Raw genomic sequence first — 19,710 nt, forward strand, 5'->3', positions numbered from 1 at the left:
GTTCCCACACTCATCGAGATACCTCATTGGTGGTTAGAAGACCACCATCGATATCGGCCGTTCAAAATGAAACCACTATCGGCATTGCAGTTAGAAGTTGCGACGATAGACAAGCTAGCAGAGGATCAACAGACACCTTCGCTCCGCACCTTAGCCTTTATCCAGCAAATACAAAGCATTACCAAAACTAAGCCTCTCGTTGTGTCCTCGAAAAAACGAATACAACCCATGAAGATAGAAGCCTGATGATTTCAAGTGGTCGTCCAGAGCTGAAAACAGCGGCATATCTCTATATGCTGGAGTGAAGTACACCTCAATAAAGACAGCTTTGATCGCCCTGCGGCTAAACGTCTCTACCGCTCCGTTCAACACGCGCGTCTCTGCTCCTTCTACGTCTATTTTAAGAATATCGATCTCATGGACACGATAAGAGCTACAGATATTGTCGACGGTATCTGTCGCCACATCGATGGTTCGTCTTGCGCCATTGCCTCTCACAAGCAATGAGTTTGTATAGCTCTCATCACCAATGTTCAGTTGTGCGCTACCTTTGAGATCTGATAGAGCAAGCCGCATAGGAGTGAACTTATAGCTGAGACAGTGCTCTAATTCCTTGAACGGCTCTGGCGCTGGTTCAAAAGACCATATATTGGCTTGTGGATACAGTCTGCGATAGTTCTTTGCGGTTTGACCTACGTTAGCGCCCACATCGAAGATGGTAGCTGCATTCGGAATCATGCGCAGATGGTCGTCATCTGAATTGAAGGAACGAACCCCTAAGATCTTACGAACTTTGGATCGTAATGACATACGTTCCCCTTCGATTCTTCCTCTTCATAACAAGAATGAGCCTTGTTTATTCCATCTACATGGTACGTACTCATTATTTCGGCTGAAGAGCGATGTTAAGCGATTTCTTGTCACACCTGAATAAGTGGCATCGAGCTTTTTCCGTTTATTGACAAAGGTTGCCTCGCTAAAGAGCCTGTCCTGTCTCTTGCTCCTCTTTACCTGACACCGATCTCCAGCTCAACGCAACGTGCCGGCTATTTCTACTTATTCGAGAGACAGGTCTTTTGTCGGCCGCATCAGATACACTTTCAATCAACGGAGGCCCCGATGAAACCGCGGCTCCTCGCCATCTCGGGCTCGCTGACCGGAACCGTTCGAGAGCTGATCGACAGTCCAATCTCTGTTGGCAGACTCGAAGCAAACCAGTTATGCCTCACCGATCCCACCGTCTCCCGGAACCACTGCACCATCCAGCGTGTTGACCAGAACGGCCAATATGAACTGGTCGATCTCGACAGCAGAAGCGGCACCTTTGTCAATGGAATGCCCATCCTGCGTCGCTCCCTCGACCACGGAGACACCATCCGTATCGGCAACGCCGACTTCGTCTTCCTGACGCACGAAGGCGAAGCGGTGGCCACTCCCAGAAGACGCGCGAGTGACCTTTCTTCCAGCCCACCATCAGAAGCCACGCCAATCGCGCCACCCGCGGGCCTCCCAACCTTCGGAGTAGAAGTCGGACGCATGGCGCGAGACCTCACCGCCCTCTTCAGAATCAGCAATGTCATCAACTCCATCCGCGACTCGCAACTCCTGCAACGCGAGCTTCTGCAGCTTATCTTCGAGGTCGTCCCAGCCGACGAAGGTGCAGTCGTTCTGCTCGCTGACTTTGAAGAAGAGACCCTCGAAATCTGCAGCTGGAACCGTCATACCGGCGCACCTTCGAACATCGAAGTTCAAAGAGAACTCGTTCACCGCGCCTTCTGGGAACGAACCGCCGTCCACATCGACGCCGATCCAGACGCAGGCCAGATGAACAACATACTCTGCCTGCCGCTGGTCGCTATAGAACGAACCATCGGCGTCCTCTATCTCACCTCCCTGCATCCCGCTCCACCCTTTGGCGAAGACCATATCTACTTCCTCGACTCGGCCTCCCGCATCGCAGCGGTGACCCTCGAAAACATTCTTGCCCTCGATGCGTTGCGCTCCGAGAACTCAAAACTGAAACGTCAGCTCAACCCGGTCACCAACCTGGTCGGTGAAAGTCGGCAGATCCGTCAGGTCAGCGAGTTCATCTCCCGAGTCGCACAGAGCGACTCCACCGTACTCATTCGAGGCGAGAGCGGCACCGGCAAAGAGGTCGTCGCACGCTCCATTCACCAAAGCAGCCCAAGAAGCGAACGCCCCTTCGTCGCCATCAACTGCGCCGCCATCCCCGAGACACTCCTTGAGAGCGAACTCTTCGGTCACGAGAAGGGCGCATACACCGGAGCCCTCGGCATGAGGAAGGGAAAGCTCGAAGCCGCTGAAGATGGAACTCTCTTTCTCGACGAGATCGGCGAACTCGCTCCCGCAATGCAAGCCAAACTCCTGCGAGTACTACAGCAAAGAGAGTTCGAACGAGTAGGCGGCACACACTCCGTCGCCTTCAAAGCCCGCGTCCTCGCCGCCACCAACAAAAATCTCGAGCAGGCCATCAAGTCCAACGAGTTTCGCCAGGACCTCTACTACCGCCTCAACGTAGTCTCGGTCTCCGTCCCGCCGCTGCGCGAACACTGCGAAGACATCCCTCTGCTCTCCCTCTACTTCGCCTCGAAGTACGCGCAAAAAAACAAACGGCCCTTCAAAGGCATCTCCTCCGAAGCCCGCTCCCTCCTCCTCGGTTACAGCTGGCCCGGCAATGTCCGCGAACTCGAGAACGCTATCGAGCATGCCCTCGTCCTCGGCCTCACCGAAGAGATCCTCGCCGAAGACCTCCCCAACGTCATCCTCGAGCAGCAGTCCGCAAAACTCGTAGGGGCGAAGTATCACGACGTCCTGAACGAGTCCAAGAAAGAGCTGATCCTCAACGCGCTTCGAGACTCAAAAGGGAGCTATCCCGAAGCTGCACGCACCCTCGGCATTCACCCCAAGTATCTCCACCGCCTCGCACGAAACCTCAACCTGAAATCCGATCCACCCTAGTATCAAGCGCTTGCTGTCATCAGGCCCTTGCTGTCATCCTGAGCGCAGCGAAGGATCCCGACACATCCCACGCACCCCATACCGCTCGAACCTTCCAGCCCAAACGCTCCAACCGTTCCAGCTTCTCCCTGCCACAAAAATCGTCATCTCGACCGAAGCTGTTCACAGTTTCATCGTGAACAGCGTAGCGGAGAGACCCCCGCATTTGCCTTTGCCTTTGCCGTTGCTGCCCTTGCCACAGCCGTTGTCCGTTCTTCGCCGTCATCCTGAACGACGTGAAGGATCCCGACGAACTCCGCCCTGCCCAAAACCGCTCGTCCCTTTCAACCCACGCACTGCTGCCTGTTCCATATCGCCTGGGTTCATCCAGCCAACAAATCCACCTCCACCTACCCGCCAGCCACCGCAGCAATCACCAGAAACGGCTCAACCCCCTTCCCCACAGCCTCAGGCAACAAAGCCTCCGGCGGCTCATGCGACAGATCCTCCCCACATGCAAAGAATCGCAGAAACGCCCTGCGCTTCATCGTTCCATGCTCCCGAATCGTCCCGCACAACATCGGATACTTCGCCTCTAGCGCGTCCAGCACAGAGCGCTGCGTCACCGCGCCCCCAACCTCGAGGATCACCTCGCCACTCACACCCGCCAAAGTTCGAAGATGCGCCGGCAGCAAAATACGAATCATGCGAGCGTCCGCGACTCAGAGGACAAGGGCTGCGACCCCGAATCCAAGGTCTGCACCTCTACCGACAACACCGCCGGCAGATCCCGCACAATCGGCGTCCAGCTGTCTCCGCCATCGGAGGACCCATACACCTGCCCTCCCGTCGTGCCAAAGTAAACCCCGCACTCGTCCAGTGAATCCACCGCCATTGCGTCGCGCAGCACATTCACATAACAATCCTTCTGCGGCAGCCCCTTCGTCAGCGCCTCCCACTCATTGCCGCCCGATCTGCTCCGATAAACCCGCAGTCTCCCATCCAGCGGAAAGTGTTCCGAGTCGCTCTTGATCGGCACCACAAAGACCGTCTCCGGCTCATGCGCATGTACATCAATCACAAATCCAAAGTCCGTTGGCAGATTCCCGCTGACCTCTCGCCACGAATCGCCTGCATTGTCACTGCGCATCACGTCCCAGTGCTTCTGCATAAACAGCACTCCAGGCCGGGACGGATGCATCGCGATGTGATGAACACAATGCCCGACCTCCGCCGTCGGATCAGGAATCTGCTCCGATCGCAGCCCCTGGTTAATCGGCTTCCACGTCTTCCCCGCGTCGTCCGTTCGAAATGCACCTGCCGCCGAAATAGCAATAAAAATTCTCGCCGGATCACTCGGATCAAGAATGATCGTATGTAGGCACATGCCACCCGCCCCCGGCTGCCAGTGCGGCCCCGAACCATGCCCACGCAACCCCGACATCTCCTCCCAGCTCCCTCCCCCGTCCGCCGACCGAAACAGCGCCGCATCCTCCACCCCCGCGTACACCTCATCCACATTGCTTAGCGAAGGCTCCAGATGCCACACCCTCTTGAACTCCCACGGATGCGGCGTCCCGTCATACCACTGGTGGGTCCCCGGCACCCCGTCGTAAAGAAACTTGTTCCCCGCCTGCACCCACGTCGCCCCACCATCATCCGACCGCTGAATCACCTGCCCAAACCATCCACTCGACTGCGACGCATACAAACGGTTCGGATCAACCGGCGATCCCTTCACGTGATAAATCTCCCACCCCGCAAAGTGCGGCCCCGTAATCTCCCACCTCTCCCGCTTCCCATCTGAAGTCATCACAAAAGCGCCCTTGCGCGTGCCAACCAGCAATCTCACCTTGCTCATCGTCCGCTCCTCTCAGCATCTGTCACCGACACCCTGCCTCTGGTGAATACGATCACGGCCCTTTTTTGTTCACGCCAATGTACCACCAAGCCCGCTCCGCTAAGGAAATCCCTAGGCCCCTCCCCTCCCACCCAGTACACTCAACCAAAGCAATCACACTGCCTCCATCTCGCAGTAGGAGCAAAGCCTTTGTCTCGATTCACCGGTCTGCTCGGCCTCATCACCTTCCTCGGCCTCGCCTACGCCTTCTCCACCAATCGCCGCGCTATCCGCTGGCGCACTGTGGTTTGGGGGCTCAGCCTGCAGATCGTCTTCGCCTTCCTCGTCATCAAATGGAACGCCGGCCAGGCCATCCTCCGCAACATCTCCAACGTCATCACCTCACTGCTCGCCCACTCGGTCGACGGCTCCTCCCTCGTCTTCGGACAGCTCGGCATCCCCGGTCGCCCCTTCGCTGTCCTCGCCTTCGCCGTCCTTCCCACCATCATCTTCGTCAGCGCCTTCTTCGCGATCATGTACCACATTGGCCTCATGCAGCACATCATCCGCATCGTCGCCTGGATCATGCAGCGCACCATGGGAACCTCCGGAGCCGAATCCACCAACGTAGCCGCCAGCATCTTCATGGGCCAGACCGAAGCCCCCCTCACCATCCGTCCCTTCCTCGCCGGCGCCACCCGTAGCGAGCTCATGGTCATCATGACCTCCGGCATGGCTCACGTCTCCGGCGGCATCATGGCCGCCTACATCAGCTTCGGCATCAACGCCCAAGACCTTTTATCCGCCGTCATCATGACCGCACCCGGCACCATCCTCATCGCCAAGATGCTCGTCCCCGAAACCGAAGTCCCCGCCACCATCGGCACCGTCCACATGCCGCCCAACGAAGAACACAAAAACGAAAACTTCATCGCCGCCGTCGCACGTGGCACCATCGACGGCGGCCGCCTCGCCTTCAACGTCGCCATCATGCTCATCAGCTTCGTCGCGCTCGTCGGCCTCTTCAACGCCATCATGCTCGGCATCTCCAACTTCCTCTGGGCACACGGCCACATCCCCTTCCCCCACTCCCTCAACGCCATCCTCGGCGTCGCCGGAGCGCCCATCGCCTGGCTCATCGGCGTCCCATGGCACGACGCCCACACCATCGGCAACCTCCTCGGCACCCGCACCATGATCAACGAGTTCGTTGCCTTCACCCAGCTCGGCGCCATCAAGTCCACCCTCTCCCCGCGCACCTTCTCCATCGCCACCTTCGCCCTCTGCGGCTTCGCCAATGTAGGCAGCATCGGCATGCAGATCGGCGGCATCGGAGCCCTTGTCCCCAACCGCCGCAACGACCTCGCCCAGCTGGGCCTCCGCGCCATGCTCGCCGGAACCATGGCCAACCTCATGTCCGCCAGCATCGTCTCGATGCTCATCAAATAGCCCTATTCATTCCCCAGGTGCCACCGTAAAATTCTCTCTTCAGAGTGACCGTTCGATTGTTGCCGAGGGAGCATCGCAGGAATGGCCTTCAAAAACAGCAGCAAAAACACAGACGAATACAAACGGCTCTTTCAATCCGAAGAGGACAAGACAACCGGATGGTTGAACACAGTCGTCTTCCTCGCCATCGCTGCCGTCGCCTACACCGACTGGGTTGTCGTGGCCAATGTCTCGCTCGGCTACCTTTATGTACTTCCCATCGCACTCAGCGCTCTTGTCAACCCGCTCCCCCTCACCATCGCCTTAGCCATCCTCTGCACCATCCTCCAGGACATCTTCGGACCAGCATCCGAATCCCTTCCCCTCAGAATCGCCCACATCGCGCTCGCCATCGCCAGTTTTCTCATCGTAGGCTTTCTCGTCACCCTCATCGCAAGACAGCGCGGGCGCCTCGCAGCAGAGGTACGCCGCCAGCGCGACGAATACGAGCGCGATCTTACCCTCGCCTCCCAGGTCCAGCGGCAAGTCCTGTCAAAGCCTCCCATCGTTCCTGGACTCGAATTGGCTGCGGCCATGCAAACCGCGCGTCTGCTCGGCGGCGACTACTACGACTTCTTCCAGATCTCAGACAGCATCGTCGATGTCGTCATCGCCGATGTCTCCGGCAAAGGCGCAGCCGCCTCTCTCCTCATGCCCTCGCTCGCCGTCGCACTTCGCCTCCGCGCTCGCGAACTCAGCGGCCCAGCCGCCATTCTCAAAGACCTCGACGTCTGTCTCAAGCAGATCACCAACCCCGCCACCTTTGTCACGATGTTCTACGCCCGCTTCAATCCAACCCTTCGGACGCTCCAGTACGCCTGCGGAGGCCATAACCCACCCCTCCTCCTGCGAACCAGCACAGGAGAATCAATCCTTCTGGAGGAATCCGGTCCCATCATGGGCATTCTCCCTGACGCTCAATTCTCTGACACGCTCATCCCCCTCGAAACCGGCGACATCCTCACCCTCTACACCGATGGAGTCACCGAGCAGGAGAACGAACGCGAAGAACAGTTCTCTCTCGAACGTCTAACAAAACTCGTCCTCAGCAAAGAAGCAGTTCCCGCGGCCACCATCGTCGCCGACATCTCCGAGGCCGTCTCCACCTTTGCCGGAACAACCGATCAAACCGACGATCTAACCGTCGTAGTAGCAAAAGTTATCTAGACCAAGCCCCGACCAACGCAAGGAAAAGGTATACCCGCCACGAAGTGGCCGCGCTCCGCGCAGGAGGCCCGTCCGGCAGGACAAAACGACGTTCACCCAATGAGCTTCAAATAATCCGGCTCATCCGCGATTGTCCGATACCGAAACTGCCGAACAATCTTAGGCCCCTTCAAAAAAAAGAGTCCCTGCATCTGCTCGCCGTCTTCTTTGATCGTCCCAATTCCATGCTTGAAGATCGTACCCTTCAACCATCCCGCCCACACCGAGGGCTGCAGCAGCGTAAGCCACGGGTTTATCCTCGACAACTGAAACACCGGATTCTGATAGATCTTCGCCTCCTGATCACTGATCCGCTCCACGTCCCCGATCCCGTAGTAGTCGAAGAACGGCTTCGCCCGCTCCGGCGTTCCCAGATGCACAAACACCGGCCGCACCCCGCGCTGCGCCAACTCACCGCGAATCTCCGCAACATCACTGATCGCCTGGCGGCAAAAAGAACACCCGAAGTGCCTCAAAAAAATCAGCAGGACCGGCGAAGCCTCCACCAGTTCCAGCAAGCTCGCACCCGACTCCGTATGAATCGAAGCAAACGCCTGCGCAACCTCTCCGGCAGAACTCGTATCCGCGCTCATTCCCTCACGCCCATTTGCTCCGCACAAAACACTCTCATTAAAAACCTCACTGCGGTCACCGTTTTTCGAGCGGCGAACCGCTGTGCGCCGACTCCGTTTTTCCTGTCAAGCCCCTGGCGCTTGCAGAAAGAAAAAAAATACCTTCTTCAACGACACAAAACCCGCGCCAATCCTGCATCTCCGAACTCCCGCCACGCAAAAAATAAATCGCAGGAACGTGGCGCATTTACCCCCGCCATCTCGATAGACTTATAACAGTAACGAATTCACAAGAGGAGCGGATCGACGTCAGCTCAAGTGGGGGAGCTAAGTCCTTTGAATGGACGAATTTAGCCCTAACCCTTTTGCAATGACGTATTTACAAAAGAGGCCCATCTGTAAGTCGTTCATTCTGGCTAATTTACTCCTCCATAATGGGGGAGGGGGATACCCCATAGTGGAAACCTGAAGATGCAAGGATCACGATGACCGAGACAAACAAGACGAACAACCTCTACGGCAAGGCACAGGCCGCCGGCGACTACATCCGCAGCAAGGCTCCGCTACAGCCTGCCATCGGCATCATCCTCGGCTCCGGTCTCGGCAACTTCGCCACCCACGTCAAATCCGCCACCCGCATCCCCTACGCCGACATCCCCCACTTCCCCCAATCCACCGTTCAGGGCCACTCCGGCCACCTCGTCCTCGGCCTGATCGCAGGCGTACCCGTCGCCGTCATGCAGGGCCGCGTCCACGCCTACGAGGGCTACGCCATGGAGCAGGTCACCTTCCCCACCCGCGTCCTCGGCCTGCTCGGCTGCAAAACCCTCATCGTCACCAACGCCGCCGGCGGAATCCGCACCACCCTCGCGCAGGGTTCCATCGTCGCCATCTCCGACCACATCAACCTCACCGGAACCAACGCCGCCCTCGGCCCCAACGAGCCCCGCTTCACCGTCGTCCCAACGCCGGCCCAGCGCTTCTTCGACATGTCAACCGCCTACTCCCTCCGCCTCCGCACCCTCGCCATCGAGGAGGCCGCCCGCCAGGAGTTTCTCCTCACCGAAGGCGTCTATCTCGCCGTCCTCGGCCCGAGCTTCGAAACCCCCGCCGAGATCCGCGCCTTCCGCACCCTCGGAGCCGATCTCGTCGGCATGTCCACCGTCCACGAGGTCATCGTCGCCCGTCACATGGGCATCGAAGTCCTCGGTCTCTCCCTCGTCACCAACATGGCCGCCGGCGTCCCCGCCTACGGACGCGAAACCGCCGACACCATCGACCACGAAGAGGTCATGGAGATAGGCAAGCGTGTAGAAAGACAGTTCACCAGCCTCCTCACCGCCCTCATCCCGCAGGTCGCACTAGAGCAACTCGTCAACAACAAATCGTAACTATTGTCGTTGCAGAATCACTGCAGTCGCCGTTGCCTTTTTTTGCAGTTGCCTGTTTGTTTTGCAGTTGCCGTTGCCTGTTTTCATTGCACTTGCCGTTGTCTGTTTTCATTGCATTTGCCGTTGTCTGTTTTCATTGCACTTGCCGTTGTCTGTTTTTTTTGCACTTGCCGTTGCCTGTTTTCATTGCATTTGCTGTTGTCTGTTTTCTTGGTTGTCATTCCGCAGCGCAGCGGAGGAATCTGCGGTTTTTGTCGCTGCTATCGCTGTTCTCTTTCCGTCGTCTGTTTATTGTCATTACGCGCCCTGCAGTCGCGCGGAGCGAAAGCACTAAATTGTGCCTGGAAAAGAAACATAATACTGGGCGACCCAAATAACCCTACACCGCCTCCACCAATTCCGAGTCACGCTCCCAACCCACGCTCGCCCCAACCTCTAGCCCCAGATCCTCATACATCTCAGCCACAACGCCCTGCGCAGTCTCTGAAAGCACAAACCGATCGGTCCGCCGGGTAATCTCCTCCCCAAACCGTATCTTCGCCCTCAGCCCCCGCAACCCGAGAAACCGGAACATGTGAGGCGTAAACTTCATATCGCCCCACCAGCACACATCCTCCCCCACCGTCGCACTCCCATTCACCCGATGTGGATCAAGCGAATACCGCAGCGCCGCAACCCGCAACGCAACCCCACCATTCAACACCGAGTGAAACAGCCCCCGCCGAAACGGCAACACCTCGGCTCCGTCGGTCGTCGTCCCCTCCGGAAAGAACAACACCGGCAACCCGCTCCGGTAAGCCTCCGCCATCGCCCCATTCACACTCGGATACGTCTTCGGCCCACCGCCGCGCTCCACATACACAGTCCCCGCCTGCGCCGTCAGCCAACCCAGCAGCGGCCAGCCGCGCACCTCCGTCTTCGCCACCATCACGAACGGCTGCACCGAGCTGTACAGCAGAATATCCAGATAACTCAGGTGATTCGACACCACCGCCCCGCCAGTGGGCACCGTCCCTTCAACACTGCACTCAAACCCCATCACCTTCACAATCCGCCGGCACCACCCATGAATCCAGACCGCCCCTTCAGCCCCAACCCTGGGCCGCCGCATCCACCAGTCCACCACCGCCGCCACCAGCAATCCCACAAACAAAAAGCTACGCAGCCCCGAACGCAAAAATCGCCGCACGGCGATCACCCCACTCACCTCAGCACCCCTCAAGAAATCTCTTCGCCACCCTCGGATGCAACGTCTGCAGATCCAGCAACGTCAGAAAATCGATCGTCTTGAAGTCGCGGTCGATCGCCGGCTCACTGCAGATCTTCGCCCCAATCGTCAGGTAAGCCCGCAGCAGCTTCGGCGCGCGAACCTCCGTCATCTCAACCTTCGCCGCAGGCAATCGAAACGGCGCCGTGGCAACCGTGAGCAGCGCCGGCTCCACCATGCAGCCACGCAGCGACTCATACACCGCATGGCCCATCTCCGCATCCTGCGACGTCAGCGAGCAGCATCCCATCATGTACCGCCCGCCGTTCACCAGCGCATACCGCGCAATCCCCCGCCACAGCAGATGCAACACCTCCGACGACCGATGCTCCCGATGAATACAGGCCCGCCCCAACTCAACGATCTGTCCACGCATGGCCTCGTACGGAGCAAAACAAAACTCCTGCTCGCTGTAATACCCGAAGTACTTCCCTGCAACGTCACCCATCTGCATTCGGTACGTCCCCACAATCGCGCCTGTGCTGCGCTCCTGCACAATCATGTGGTCGCACACATCATCGAAGTGATCTTTGTCATACCCATCCACGTAGGCCGACTCAAGCCCTTCATTCATCTCCAGGTTGAACACCAGAAAGCGCAATCTGTACGCCGCAGCCCGCTCCCCCTCGCTCAACGCAAGCCGCACAACGTAATCTCCTGCTTCCAGTCGAATATCCTTCTTCGACGGCAGCTCCGGAGATACAGCCCTATTTGGAAGAAGTGCGATAGACCGCGACTCAGTCACTGTAAGCATCGACTCTCCTTGCAACTGCCAGGATGTGGTGCGTTCGATGTCAGTCTGCGTCGTCTTCTGTTACAGAATGTTCACGTCAAATGAACATTCGTTGAATCAAAAATGGTGCATCTGCCCCGCCACCTGTTCCTCTCCCCCAAAGGCGTTAGCCGCCCGAAGCGTCGCTACTGCCGCTCGAGCCTCCACCGCCGCCTTCTTCCGGTGCAGGGCATCACTCGAAAACTCCATCGGCCGCTCAGCAAACCGAACCTCCGCCCGCACACCGCGCAGCCCAAGAAATGTAAATATATGCCCCAGCATATTCCGGTCACCCCAATAGCAAACGTCATCTGCGACACTCACATCAGGCCCGTTGTACTCCCGAAATCCATAGCGTAGATAAGCCGCCGTCACCGGAGCACCACCATCGATGGCCTGCGCCAGCAGCCCACTATGAAACTTCAGCAATCCGCTTCCATTACTCGTCGTCCCCTCAGGAAAAAACACCACCGGTAATCCCGCGTCCATCGCCGCCTGCATTCCCGCCCGCGCCTTCATGGCCGACCCGCCATGCCCCCGCTCGACATAAACTGTTCCCGACATCGTCGTCATCCACCCCACCACCGGCCAACTCCTGATCTCCGCCTTCGACACAAACACACACGGATGCACCGCCGCATACACCACGATATCCAGATAACTCAAGTGATTCGAGATCACCGCTCCACGCTTCGGAAAGCTCCCCGAAACCTTGATCTCAATCCCCATCCCGCGCATAGCTCTCGCACAAAATCGATGCAGCCAATCCGCCCTCTGCTCCCGCGTCTCCGGCTGCGTCACTGCCAGTTCGACACCCGCCACCACAAACATCCCCACCAGCCGAACACTCCGCCCCGCAGCCCGAAAAAAGTTCACCAGATCCAATCCTCACTCGCCTGAAGCAGGCCCCCGCTCAACGAAGCCTCATCGCGCAGTCTATCCTGTCAGCAGTGCAGTCCCGCGAATCCAATCTCAGTGAACCGAGCGAAGTCCCCGCTCCCGTCCATCACAACTGGGTATACCGCCGCGTAGCCCTCCCCGTCCTCGCGCTCCTCCGAATGGGAGCGTCTCCGGAAAAACTAGCCTGGAGCCTCGCCGTTGGCCTCCTCATCGGCATCAACCCCATCCTCGGCAGCACCACCGTCCTCTGCCTCGCCGTAGCCTTCCTCCTGCGCCTCAACATAGCCGCCTCACAGCTAGGCAACCACATCGTCTATCCGCTCGAAATCGTTCTCGTCATCCCGTTCATCCGTCTCGCCAGCCGCGTCTTCCACACCGCACCCATGCCCCTCTCGGCAAACGAGCTGCTTCACGCCGCCCGCGAGCGTCCCCTCGCCCTCTCCTGTCAGCTCTGGCTATGGGAGTGGCATGCCTTCATCCTCTGGGCCATCTTCGCCGCAATCGCAATCCCAGTCATCGCGCTCGCACTTACCCCACTCCTCCGAAGACTCCTCAAGCGCGTCGAGCACCATCAGTACCCACTTCTCTCATCACCGACACAGCCCGAAAAATAGCTTTGACCAGAGCGGCTGTCGTATAGATGTAGATGGAAAGGGGAAAGCCTGTCATTCTGAACGCAGTGAAGAATCCCTGTATTTCGTCTCTTGCTTTTGCTTTTCTCTGCCGCAAATACGAAAAGCGACCCCCTAATTCTCGTACTTCGAAGACGGCAACAGCTCTGCACTCTTCACCCACGCCGAATAGATCATGTCCCGCAGCTCCGTCGCTCCCGCCGCCAGCCTCTCTTCGGCAAACGCCTTCCCCTCCGACGTTCCCGCGCCAACAAACGCTCCCGCCTTCTCGAGTTGATACGTCTTCTCCACCAGCGAGTTCGTATGCCGCAGGTAAGCCATGTAGTCGGTAAACACATCCCCCAACACCACCGGCTTCTCCGCAATCAATGGAGCCACCTCTTCCGGCTTCACATTCGCAGACACAAAAGTCGATTCGAACAGCGCATGAATCCTATGCTCCGTCGTATATCCCTTCGGATTCGGCCCCGTCCATCCGTTGTACTGAATCGTCGTATGCAGCGGCTGCGAACCATCCGCCACATAATGCCCCAGCCACCCGGCCAGAAACACGATCTCACACTCCGAAGGCTTCGTATCCTTGTGGTCTTCTTTCAGCTTCCGATAGTCCCGCATAGCACTCTTCAACCGCTCCCACACCTCGACAGTTACATAAGGCTGCAACCCCACCTTCTCCGGCGTCAGTGCCAGATCCAGGTGAGACTTCTGTGCAAACTCGAGTGCGCGCACATAGTCATACCGCCGCCTTGGTAGCTCCCCAACCAGGTCCGCCCACTCCAGATCGATATAGTGTTCCGGGGAACCCGCCGCATTCAGCTCCGGCTCCAACGGCGACTTCCAACGGTCCGGCTCCGGCCCGTAGTATTCCAGCGCATCCAGCGCCTGCTTCGATCGCAAAAACTCAGGCACATCCGACGGCAGCGCCGCTCCCGCCAACCGGTTAATCATCATGTGCCCGTCCCGCCCCCACGCCACACTCTGCTGAACCAGCATCACCGGCAACAAAGCAACTGCTGCCGCAACCCGAACCGAGCCCATCCATCTCTTCATGCAAAAAAGTATACGTGGCTCGCACCAACAAAAAAATGACGCGCCGAGCAACGCGAGGCCAACAACCTCACGCGCCAACTAAAGGTATACAAGTCACGAAGTGACCGCGTCGCGCGCAGCGAGCCCGGCCGGCAGGCCACCTCAAACCACAACCAAAGCACCCTCCACAGCCACACTCCCAAACACTCGTCGATACCGCGCAATCTCCGCCGCCGGCCCGGTCGCCTTCCGCGCGTTGTCCGACAGCTTCACCGCCGGCCTCCCCTCCACCGTCATCAGCTTGCAAACCAAACTGATCGGCTCAAGCACAGTCTCCCCCCTCGGATGGCACCCACGAAAATCATTCGTCAGCAACGTCCCCCAACCAGCGCTAAACCGTATCCGTCCATGAAAGTACTCATGCAGCCGCAGAATATCTTCCACATCCAACCCATCGGACGCGATCAGCCGCTTTTTCTTCGCATCTCTTCCCCTCTCCGTCAACCACGCGATGTACTCATCCCCCGCAACAAACGGATCTTTGCTGTCACATCGCTGCCCCGTCCAATCCGCCACCCAATCCGGAGCTCCCTCCAAAAACTGCGTCGTACCAAACGTATCCGGCAACATAATCAACAACTCGCCGCCATAGCTCTTCTGCCAAAGCTCCAGCACGCGATACTGCGAAGCATGCAACTCCTCATCATCCTTTGCAAGCGCCGCCATCGCCATCGGCAGCTCATGCGCATTGGTCCCCATGGCTTCCAAATCATGCTTGTAGGCAAGAAAAGTATTCGAAGTTCCCGACAGACTAGCCCCCAAAGCCACCCGCATCACCTGCACGACATACTCCTGCCACAAAAAACTATGCCGCCGCCTCGTTCCGAACTCCGAGATTCTCACCTCCGGCAGCCCCCGCAGCCGTTCGATCTTCTCCCAAAGCTTCGTCTTCGCCCTCGCGTACAAAACATCCAGCTCAAGCTCGCTCAGTGTGCTCAGCGCGGCCCGCGTCTTCATCTCGCTCACCAGCGCCAGCCCATAGACCTCCCACATCGTCACCTCGGTCCACAGCCCTTCAAAGCACACCACAACCTGCCCATCCTGCTCTGTCACCGTGTAATCCGACAACCGAAAGTCTTTCTCCAGCCACTCCAGAAACGCCGGCTCGAAGATAGTCCGGGTCCCATAAAACGTATTTCCCGCCAGCCAGATAATCTCCGACCGTCGAAACCGAAGCCCCCGTACATGCTCCATCTGGTCCATCAGCATCGCCATCGGGATCTCCTCCGACAGCCGCACCGACACCGTTCTGTTTGTAACCTCCGAGGTAACATGAACCCTGGGAAAGTTCTTCCAGATAAACTGCAGCATCAGCAGCTTGTAAAAATCCGTATCCAGCAGCGATCGCACAATCGGATCCAGCTTCCAGTTATGGTTATGGGCCCGTTCCGCAAAGTTGACGTTCATCCCAACAGTCTCGCCTCCAACTCGGCTCAAAGCAACTCTCTTTCCACCGCCTTCTGTTGAGTCGACAAGTGGCCCTGTACATCGAATCGGCAAAGGGTTGATGATGGTCTCGCAAACCCAGCGACAGACCCGCGCAGTTGAAAGCCTCTAGACCTCAAAGGGAGCTAACCCGTGAAGCCCGAACCTCAGGCAACCTCTTCCCCCCGCATCTTCGCCGAACTGGCGGAGCGCGAGTGTCCAGAGTGCCCCTATCTGCGTATCTTCAAATCCACCGTCTACGTCCGCGACCACGAAAAGAGCCTCAAGTTCTACATCGACCAGCTCGGTTTCAGCATCGTCGCCGACGCCCGCTTCGACTTCGACGGCCGCTGGGTCGCCATCGCTCCTCCCGACGGCTCCGCCGTCCTAGCCCTCATCGCGCCCAAGCGGGGCTCCGAGAACTACAAGCTCATCGGCCGCAATACCCAAATCGGCTTCATCTCTGAGGACATCAACACCACCTACGAGCTTTGGCAAAGACGCGGCGTCCGATTCCACCACCCGCCCCAGCAGACCATCTTCGGAGCCACCGTCGCCGGCTTCTACGACATCGATGGCAACTCCTTCGAACTCCTCGGCTCCGACCAGATCAGCCGCGAGATCGAGCGCCAGCGCCGCGACGCCACCGAGAAGATCGAGTCCGAGCGCCGCGCCGCGCAAGAGCTCGAGATCGCCAGACAGGTTCAAGCCCGTCTCTTTCCCCAGACACTACCCCCGCTTGAGACCCTCGACTACGCCGGCATTTGCATCCAGGCCCGCCACGTCGGCGGCGACTACTACGACTTTCTCTCGCTCGGTCACGGTCGCCTCGGTCTCGTCATCGGCGACATCGCCGGCAAAGGCATCGCCGGCGCCCTCCTCATGGCAAACCTCCAGGCCAACCTCCGCAGCCAGTTCACCCTCGCCCGCGACGAGCCCCACAGCTTCCTGCAATCCGTCAACCGCCTCTTCTACCAAAACACCACCGACAGTGCCTACGCCACGGTCTTCTTCGCCGACTACGACGACAGTGCCCGCCTCCTCCGCTACGCTAACTGCGGCCACCTCTGCGCCATCCTTCTCCGCCACAATGGATCCATCGAACGCCTCCACTCCACCACCACTGTCCTCGGGCTCTTCGAAGAGTGGCACTCCCCCATCGTCGAATGCCAGCTCGCCCCAGGCGACCTCTTCACCCTCTACACCGACGGCGTAACCGAATCCTTCAACGAGTCCGAAGAGGAGTTTGGCGAAGACCGTCTGATCGCCGCCCTCCAGCGCAACTCCGATCTCCCGCCCCAGGCCCTTCTATCCGCCATCGTCGACGAGATAAAAATCTTCAGCCCCCACGAGCAGCACGACGACATCACACTCATCGTCGCAAAGTGCACTCCCGCCCGACTGAAACAGCAGCAGATCCCACCCGCCGTCCGAACGACAACCCTTTCGAAGAGTCGCTCCAAAGTACGAACCGCAAAACTCACATAAACCCGAGTTCCCCCAATCGGACCCTGTATCAGTCCGTGCCGCACCTATTTGTTGTCATTCAGCAGCGAAAGCGTTTGTTGTTATTCCGCAGCGAAAGCGAAGGAATCCGCTGTCTAGTTGCTACTTACCGTTGCAACCACCCGCACCATGACATCTGTCACCCCACTTCCATGACGCAGAACACTGGCCGTAACGCAACCCGCACCGCACACTGAGGTAGTTCCAATGGACCGCCCAAGGAGCCTCCTGATGACTACATCCCGCACCGCTCTTCGCATCGTCGTCCTTCTCCTCCTCCTTGCCGGCGTCCTGCTGCTGCGAAAGCCTCTCTGCAGCCAGGCCATCACCGCCGCACCCACGCGCTTCTCTGTCATCATCGAAGGCGTAGCCCCCGGCAAAGGCCCCGACGTCCTGATCATCCCCGGCCTCGCCAGCTCCCGAGACGTCTACGCCGCCGAGGCCAGACTCCTCACCGCCACCTACCGCCTTCACCTCATCCAACTGGCAGGCTTCGCCGGAGAGCCCGCCGGCCCCAACGCCACCGGCCCCATCTTCGGCCCCGTGGTCGAGCAGCTTCACCAATACATCTCAGACAACCACCTCCAGCCGATCCCCGTCATCGGCCACTCCATGGGCGGCCTTCTCGCACTCATGCTCGCCCAGGCCCACCCCGAAGACGTCGGCAAGCTCCTCATCATCGACACCCTCCCCTTCTACGGTCTCGTCTTCAACCCCGCCGCAACCGTCGAAAGCGTCGCGTCGCAGGCCAAAGCCACGCATGACCAGTTCATCGCCCTGCCCAACGACCAGTTCGCCGCATCAGCCCCCTCCTATACCAACCGCCTCGTCAAAGATCCCGAAGGGCAGCGTCAGGTCACGGCCTCTTCCATCTCCTCCGACCGCACGGTCTTCGCCAATGCCATGCTCGAAGACCTCGGCACCGACCTTCGCCCCCAACTCGCCGCCATCAAAACCCCGATGACCCTTCTCTATCCCTATGAAGCCGCGGAGGGTCCAGCCGACCAGGTCACCGCCCTCTACACCACCGCCTACGCCGCCAAACCCAACCTGAAGATCACCCGCATCGACGACTCCCGCCACTTCATCATGTACGACCAGCCCATCGCCTTCGACAAAGCCGTCCAAACCTTCCTCAAGCCCTAAAAATCTCCCCTCCGACCAAAGGGAGGCCCCAGCGGCCCATCCCACCCAGACCGGTACACAAGTCACGAAGTGACCGCTCTCCGCGCAGGAGGCCCGTCCGGCAGGACACCAGCGTCTCATACAAAATTCACACAAAAACCCGCGTCAGTACTGGCTAAAGTTGATATCCTGTAAAGGCCATGCCTACAAAAAAAGAACTCCTCGACCGCCCCATCCAGCACCTCGACATCAAGCAGCACAATGTCGTGCCCCTCGTTGAAGCGATGGCACACATGGCCTACAGCTCGCGCGACACCTACCGCGCCGCCTCCATCTACGACATGATGCTGCGCGACACCGACTGTGGCGTCATCCTCTGCATCGCCGGATCAATGATCTCCGCCGGTCTCAAGCAGATCTTCATCGACATGATCCGCAACAACATGGTCGATGCCATCGTCGCCACCGGAGCCAACATCGTCGATCAGGACTTCTTCGAAGCTCTCGGCTTCAAGCACTACATCGCCGACGACCAGTACAAATATGGCAACGAAGACGCCGTCCTCCGCGAGCTCGCCATCGACCGCATCTACGACACCTTCATCGACGAGGACGAGCTCCGCATCTGCGACGAGGTCACCCACCAGATCACCAACTCCCTCGAGCCCCGCCCCCACAGCTCCCGCGAGTTCATCCGCGAGATGGGCGCCTACCTCCAGCGCGAAGGCAAGACCCCGCAGGCCGGTGGCGTTGACTCCGTCATCCTTGCCGCATACGAGAAGAACGTCCCCATCTTCGTTCCGGCCTTCTCCGACTGCTCCGCCGGCTTCGGCTTCGTAGCCCACCAGCACGCACGCCAGGGCAAGCCCATGGTCTCCATCGACTCCGCCAAGGACTTCTACGAACTGACCCAGCTGAAGATCGCCAATCCCTCCACCGGTCTTCTCATGCTCGGAGGCGGAACCCCCAAGAACTTCGCGCAGGACATCGTCGTCTCCGCCGAAATCCTCGGCGTAGACGCTCCCATGCACAAGTACGCCATTCAGATCACCGTAGCCGATGCCCGCGACGGCGCCCTCTCCGGTTCCACCCTCAAAGAGGCCTCCAGCTGGGGCAAAGTCGACCTCACCTACGAGCAGATGGTCTACTCCGAGGCCACCCTCGCTCTCCCCCTGATTACCGGTTATGCCTTCCACAAGAACGCCCACTCTTCCCGAAAAGGGAAAAAATGGACCAGCATTCTCGATCAGGTTGCCGTAACCGCCTAAACCCGATAAAACCCAATGAAAGCCGCCTTTTCCCCGTGAAAAAGCGGCTTTTTTAGGTCAATTCTCGACCTAAGTGCTTTGTCTCCAATGTTGTCATCTCTGATAACCCACCGACGTGTTATTCCCACTACAACTTACTTTCTGTCATTCTCAGCGTGAAATCAGAATTTTTACGCTGACAGATAGGGGTTCCTGAAATCTCCAGCCGAGCCCCCCATCCGAACTGCGCTTTAACACGTACGTGCTATAAAGCTTCCAACGGTTACCAAAT

The 19,710-nt window shown here is 58.6% G+C and carries 17 protein-coding genes; 8 read left to right on the plus strand and 9 right to left on the minus strand.

Going from position 1 to position 19,710, the window contains the following annotated elements; translation table 11 throughout:
* Positions 1 to 150: 150 nt before the first annotated feature.
* Positions 151 to 810, minus strand: coding sequence for an FkbM family methyltransferase (locus HDF12_RS14620; protein WP_179584523.1), 660 nt, complete (start codon positions 808 to 810; stop codon positions 151 to 153).
* 309 nt (positions 811 to 1,119) lie between these two features.
* Here HDF12_RS14620 and HDF12_RS14625 point away from each other — a divergent pair, with 309 nt between their 5' ends.
* Complete coding sequence (locus HDF12_RS14625) at positions 1,120 to 2,979, plus strand: sigma 54-interacting transcriptional regulator (RefSeq protein WP_179584525.1); 1,860 nt, start codon at positions 1,120 to 1,122, stop codon at positions 2,977 to 2,979.
* A 389-nt stretch (positions 2,980 to 3,368) separates the two neighbouring features.
* Here the strand turns inward: HDF12_RS14625 and HDF12_RS14630 are convergent, their stop codons facing one another.
* Both HDF12_RS14630 and HDF12_RS14635 read right to left on the minus strand, forming a co-directional pair.
* Positions 3,369 to 3,665, minus strand: a complete 297-nt coding sequence (locus tag HDF12_RS14630; RefSeq protein WP_179584527.1) for a MoaD/ThiS family protein — start codon at positions 3,663 to 3,665, stop codon at positions 3,369 to 3,371.
* The gene (locus tag HDF12_RS14635) at positions 3,662 to 4,819 is read right to left on the minus strand and encodes a WD40/YVTN/BNR-like repeat-containing protein (protein WP_179584529.1); all 1,158 of its coding nucleotides are present in this window, start codon (positions 4,817 to 4,819) and stop codon (positions 3,662 to 3,664) included. Before HDF12_RS14635 ends, HDF12_RS14630 begins: the two co-directional genes overlap by 4 nt.
* A gap of 189 nt (positions 4,820 to 5,008) precedes the next feature.
* Here HDF12_RS14635 and HDF12_RS14640 point away from each other — a divergent pair, with 189 nt between their 5' ends.
* Both HDF12_RS14640 and HDF12_RS14645 read left to right on the plus strand, forming a co-directional pair.
* On the plus strand, positions 5,009 to 6,247 hold the full coding sequence (locus tag HDF12_RS14640; protein ID WP_179584531.1) for a NupC/NupG family nucleoside CNT transporter: 1,239 nt from the start codon (positions 5,009 to 5,011) through the stop codon (positions 6,245 to 6,247).
* A gap of 81 nt (positions 6,248 to 6,328) precedes the next feature.
* The gene (locus HDF12_RS14645; RefSeq protein WP_179584533.1) at positions 6,329 to 7,453 is read left to right on the plus strand and encodes a PP2C family protein-serine/threonine phosphatase; all 1,125 of its coding nucleotides are present in this window, start codon (positions 6,329 to 6,331) and stop codon (positions 7,451 to 7,453) included.
* Positions 7,454 to 7,545: 92 nt separating this feature from the next.
* Here the strand turns inward: HDF12_RS14645 and HDF12_RS14650 are convergent, their stop codons facing one another.
* On the minus strand, positions 7,546 to 8,085 hold the full coding sequence (locus HDF12_RS14650; RefSeq protein WP_179584535.1) for a thioredoxin domain-containing protein: 540 nt from the start codon (positions 8,083 to 8,085) through the stop codon (positions 7,546 to 7,548).
* Positions 8,086 to 8,549: 464 nt separating this feature from the next.
* Between HDF12_RS14650 and HDF12_RS14655 the strand changes: the two genes are divergently transcribed.
* Entirely contained in the window at positions 8,550 to 9,455 is a 906-nt protein-coding gene (locus tag HDF12_RS14655) for a purine-nucleoside phosphorylase (RefSeq protein ID WP_179584537.1), read from the plus strand.
* Between the two features lie 379 nt (positions 9,456 to 9,834).
* Here the strand turns inward: HDF12_RS14655 and HDF12_RS14660 are convergent, their stop codons facing one another.
* The 3 genes from HDF12_RS14660 to HDF12_RS14670 all read right to left on the minus strand — a co-directional run bounded on the left by HDF12_RS14660 (position 9,835) and on the right by HDF12_RS14670 (position 12,370).
* Entirely contained in the window at positions 9,835 to 10,677 is an 843-nt protein-coding gene (locus HDF12_RS14660; RefSeq protein WP_179584539.1) for a lysophospholipid acyltransferase family protein, read from the minus strand.
* Positions 10,664 to 11,476: a GNAT family N-acetyltransferase gene (locus HDF12_RS14665; RefSeq protein ID WP_179584541.1), complete on the minus strand. Its 813-nt coding sequence runs from the start codon at positions 11,474 to 11,476 to the stop codon at positions 10,664 to 10,666. Before HDF12_RS14665 ends, HDF12_RS14660 begins: the two co-directional genes overlap by 14 nt.
* Positions 11,477 to 11,572: 96 nt before the next feature.
* A complete protein-coding gene (locus HDF12_RS14670; protein WP_179584543.1) occupies positions 11,573 to 12,370 on the minus strand; it encodes a lysophospholipid acyltransferase family protein in 798 nt (265 codons plus the stop codon).
* Positions 12,371 to 12,444: 74 nt separating this feature from the next.
* Between HDF12_RS14670 and HDF12_RS14675 the strand changes: the two genes are divergently transcribed.
* Positions 12,445 to 13,008 (plus strand): DUF2062 domain-containing protein, encoded by a 564-nt coding sequence (locus HDF12_RS14675; RefSeq protein ID WP_373563934.1) that lies wholly within the window; start codon positions 12,445 to 12,447, stop codon positions 13,006 to 13,008.
* A 132-nt stretch (positions 13,009 to 13,140) separates the two neighbouring features.
* Here HDF12_RS14675 and HDF12_RS14680 read toward each other — a convergent pair whose 3' ends face one another.
* Together HDF12_RS14680 and pncB are read right to left on the minus strand one after the other, a co-directional pair.
* The gene (locus tag HDF12_RS14680; RefSeq protein WP_246373391.1) at positions 13,141 to 14,064 is read right to left on the minus strand and encodes a S1/P1 nuclease; all 924 of its coding nucleotides are present in this window, start codon (positions 14,062 to 14,064) and stop codon (positions 13,141 to 13,143) included.
* Positions 14,065 to 14,217: 153 nt separating this feature from the next.
* A complete protein-coding gene (pncB, locus tag HDF12_RS14685; protein WP_179586947.1) occupies positions 14,218 to 15,522 on the minus strand; it encodes a nicotinate phosphoribosyltransferase in 1,305 nt (434 codons plus the stop codon).
* Positions 15,523 to 15,693: 171 nt separating this feature from the next.
* On the opposite strand from pncB, the gene HDF12_RS14690 reads away from it, so the two are divergent.
* The 3 genes from HDF12_RS14690 (at position 15,694) to HDF12_RS14700 (ending at position 19,439) form a co-directional block, all read left to right on the plus strand.
* Entirely contained in the window at positions 15,694 to 17,028 is a 1,335-nt protein-coding gene (locus tag HDF12_RS14690) for a PP2C family protein-serine/threonine phosphatase (RefSeq protein WP_179584547.1), read from the plus strand.
* 249 nt (positions 17,029 to 17,277) lie between these two features.
* Complete coding sequence (locus HDF12_RS14695; protein WP_179584549.1) at positions 17,278 to 18,192, plus strand: alpha/beta fold hydrolase; 915 nt, start codon at positions 17,278 to 17,280, stop codon at positions 18,190 to 18,192.
* 179 nt (positions 18,193 to 18,371) lie between these two features.
* The gene (locus tag HDF12_RS14700; RefSeq protein WP_179584551.1) at positions 18,372 to 19,439 is read left to right on the plus strand and encodes a 1,9-bis(guanidino)-5-aza-nonane synthase; all 1,068 of its coding nucleotides are present in this window, start codon (positions 18,372 to 18,374) and stop codon (positions 19,437 to 19,439) included.
* Positions 19,440 to 19,710: the final 271 nt, after the last annotated feature.

The organism is Tunturiibacter gelidiferens, from assembly GCF_013410115.1.
GTDB lineage: Bacteria > Acidobacteriota > Terriglobia > Terriglobales > Acidobacteriaceae > Edaphobacter > Edaphobacter gelidiferens.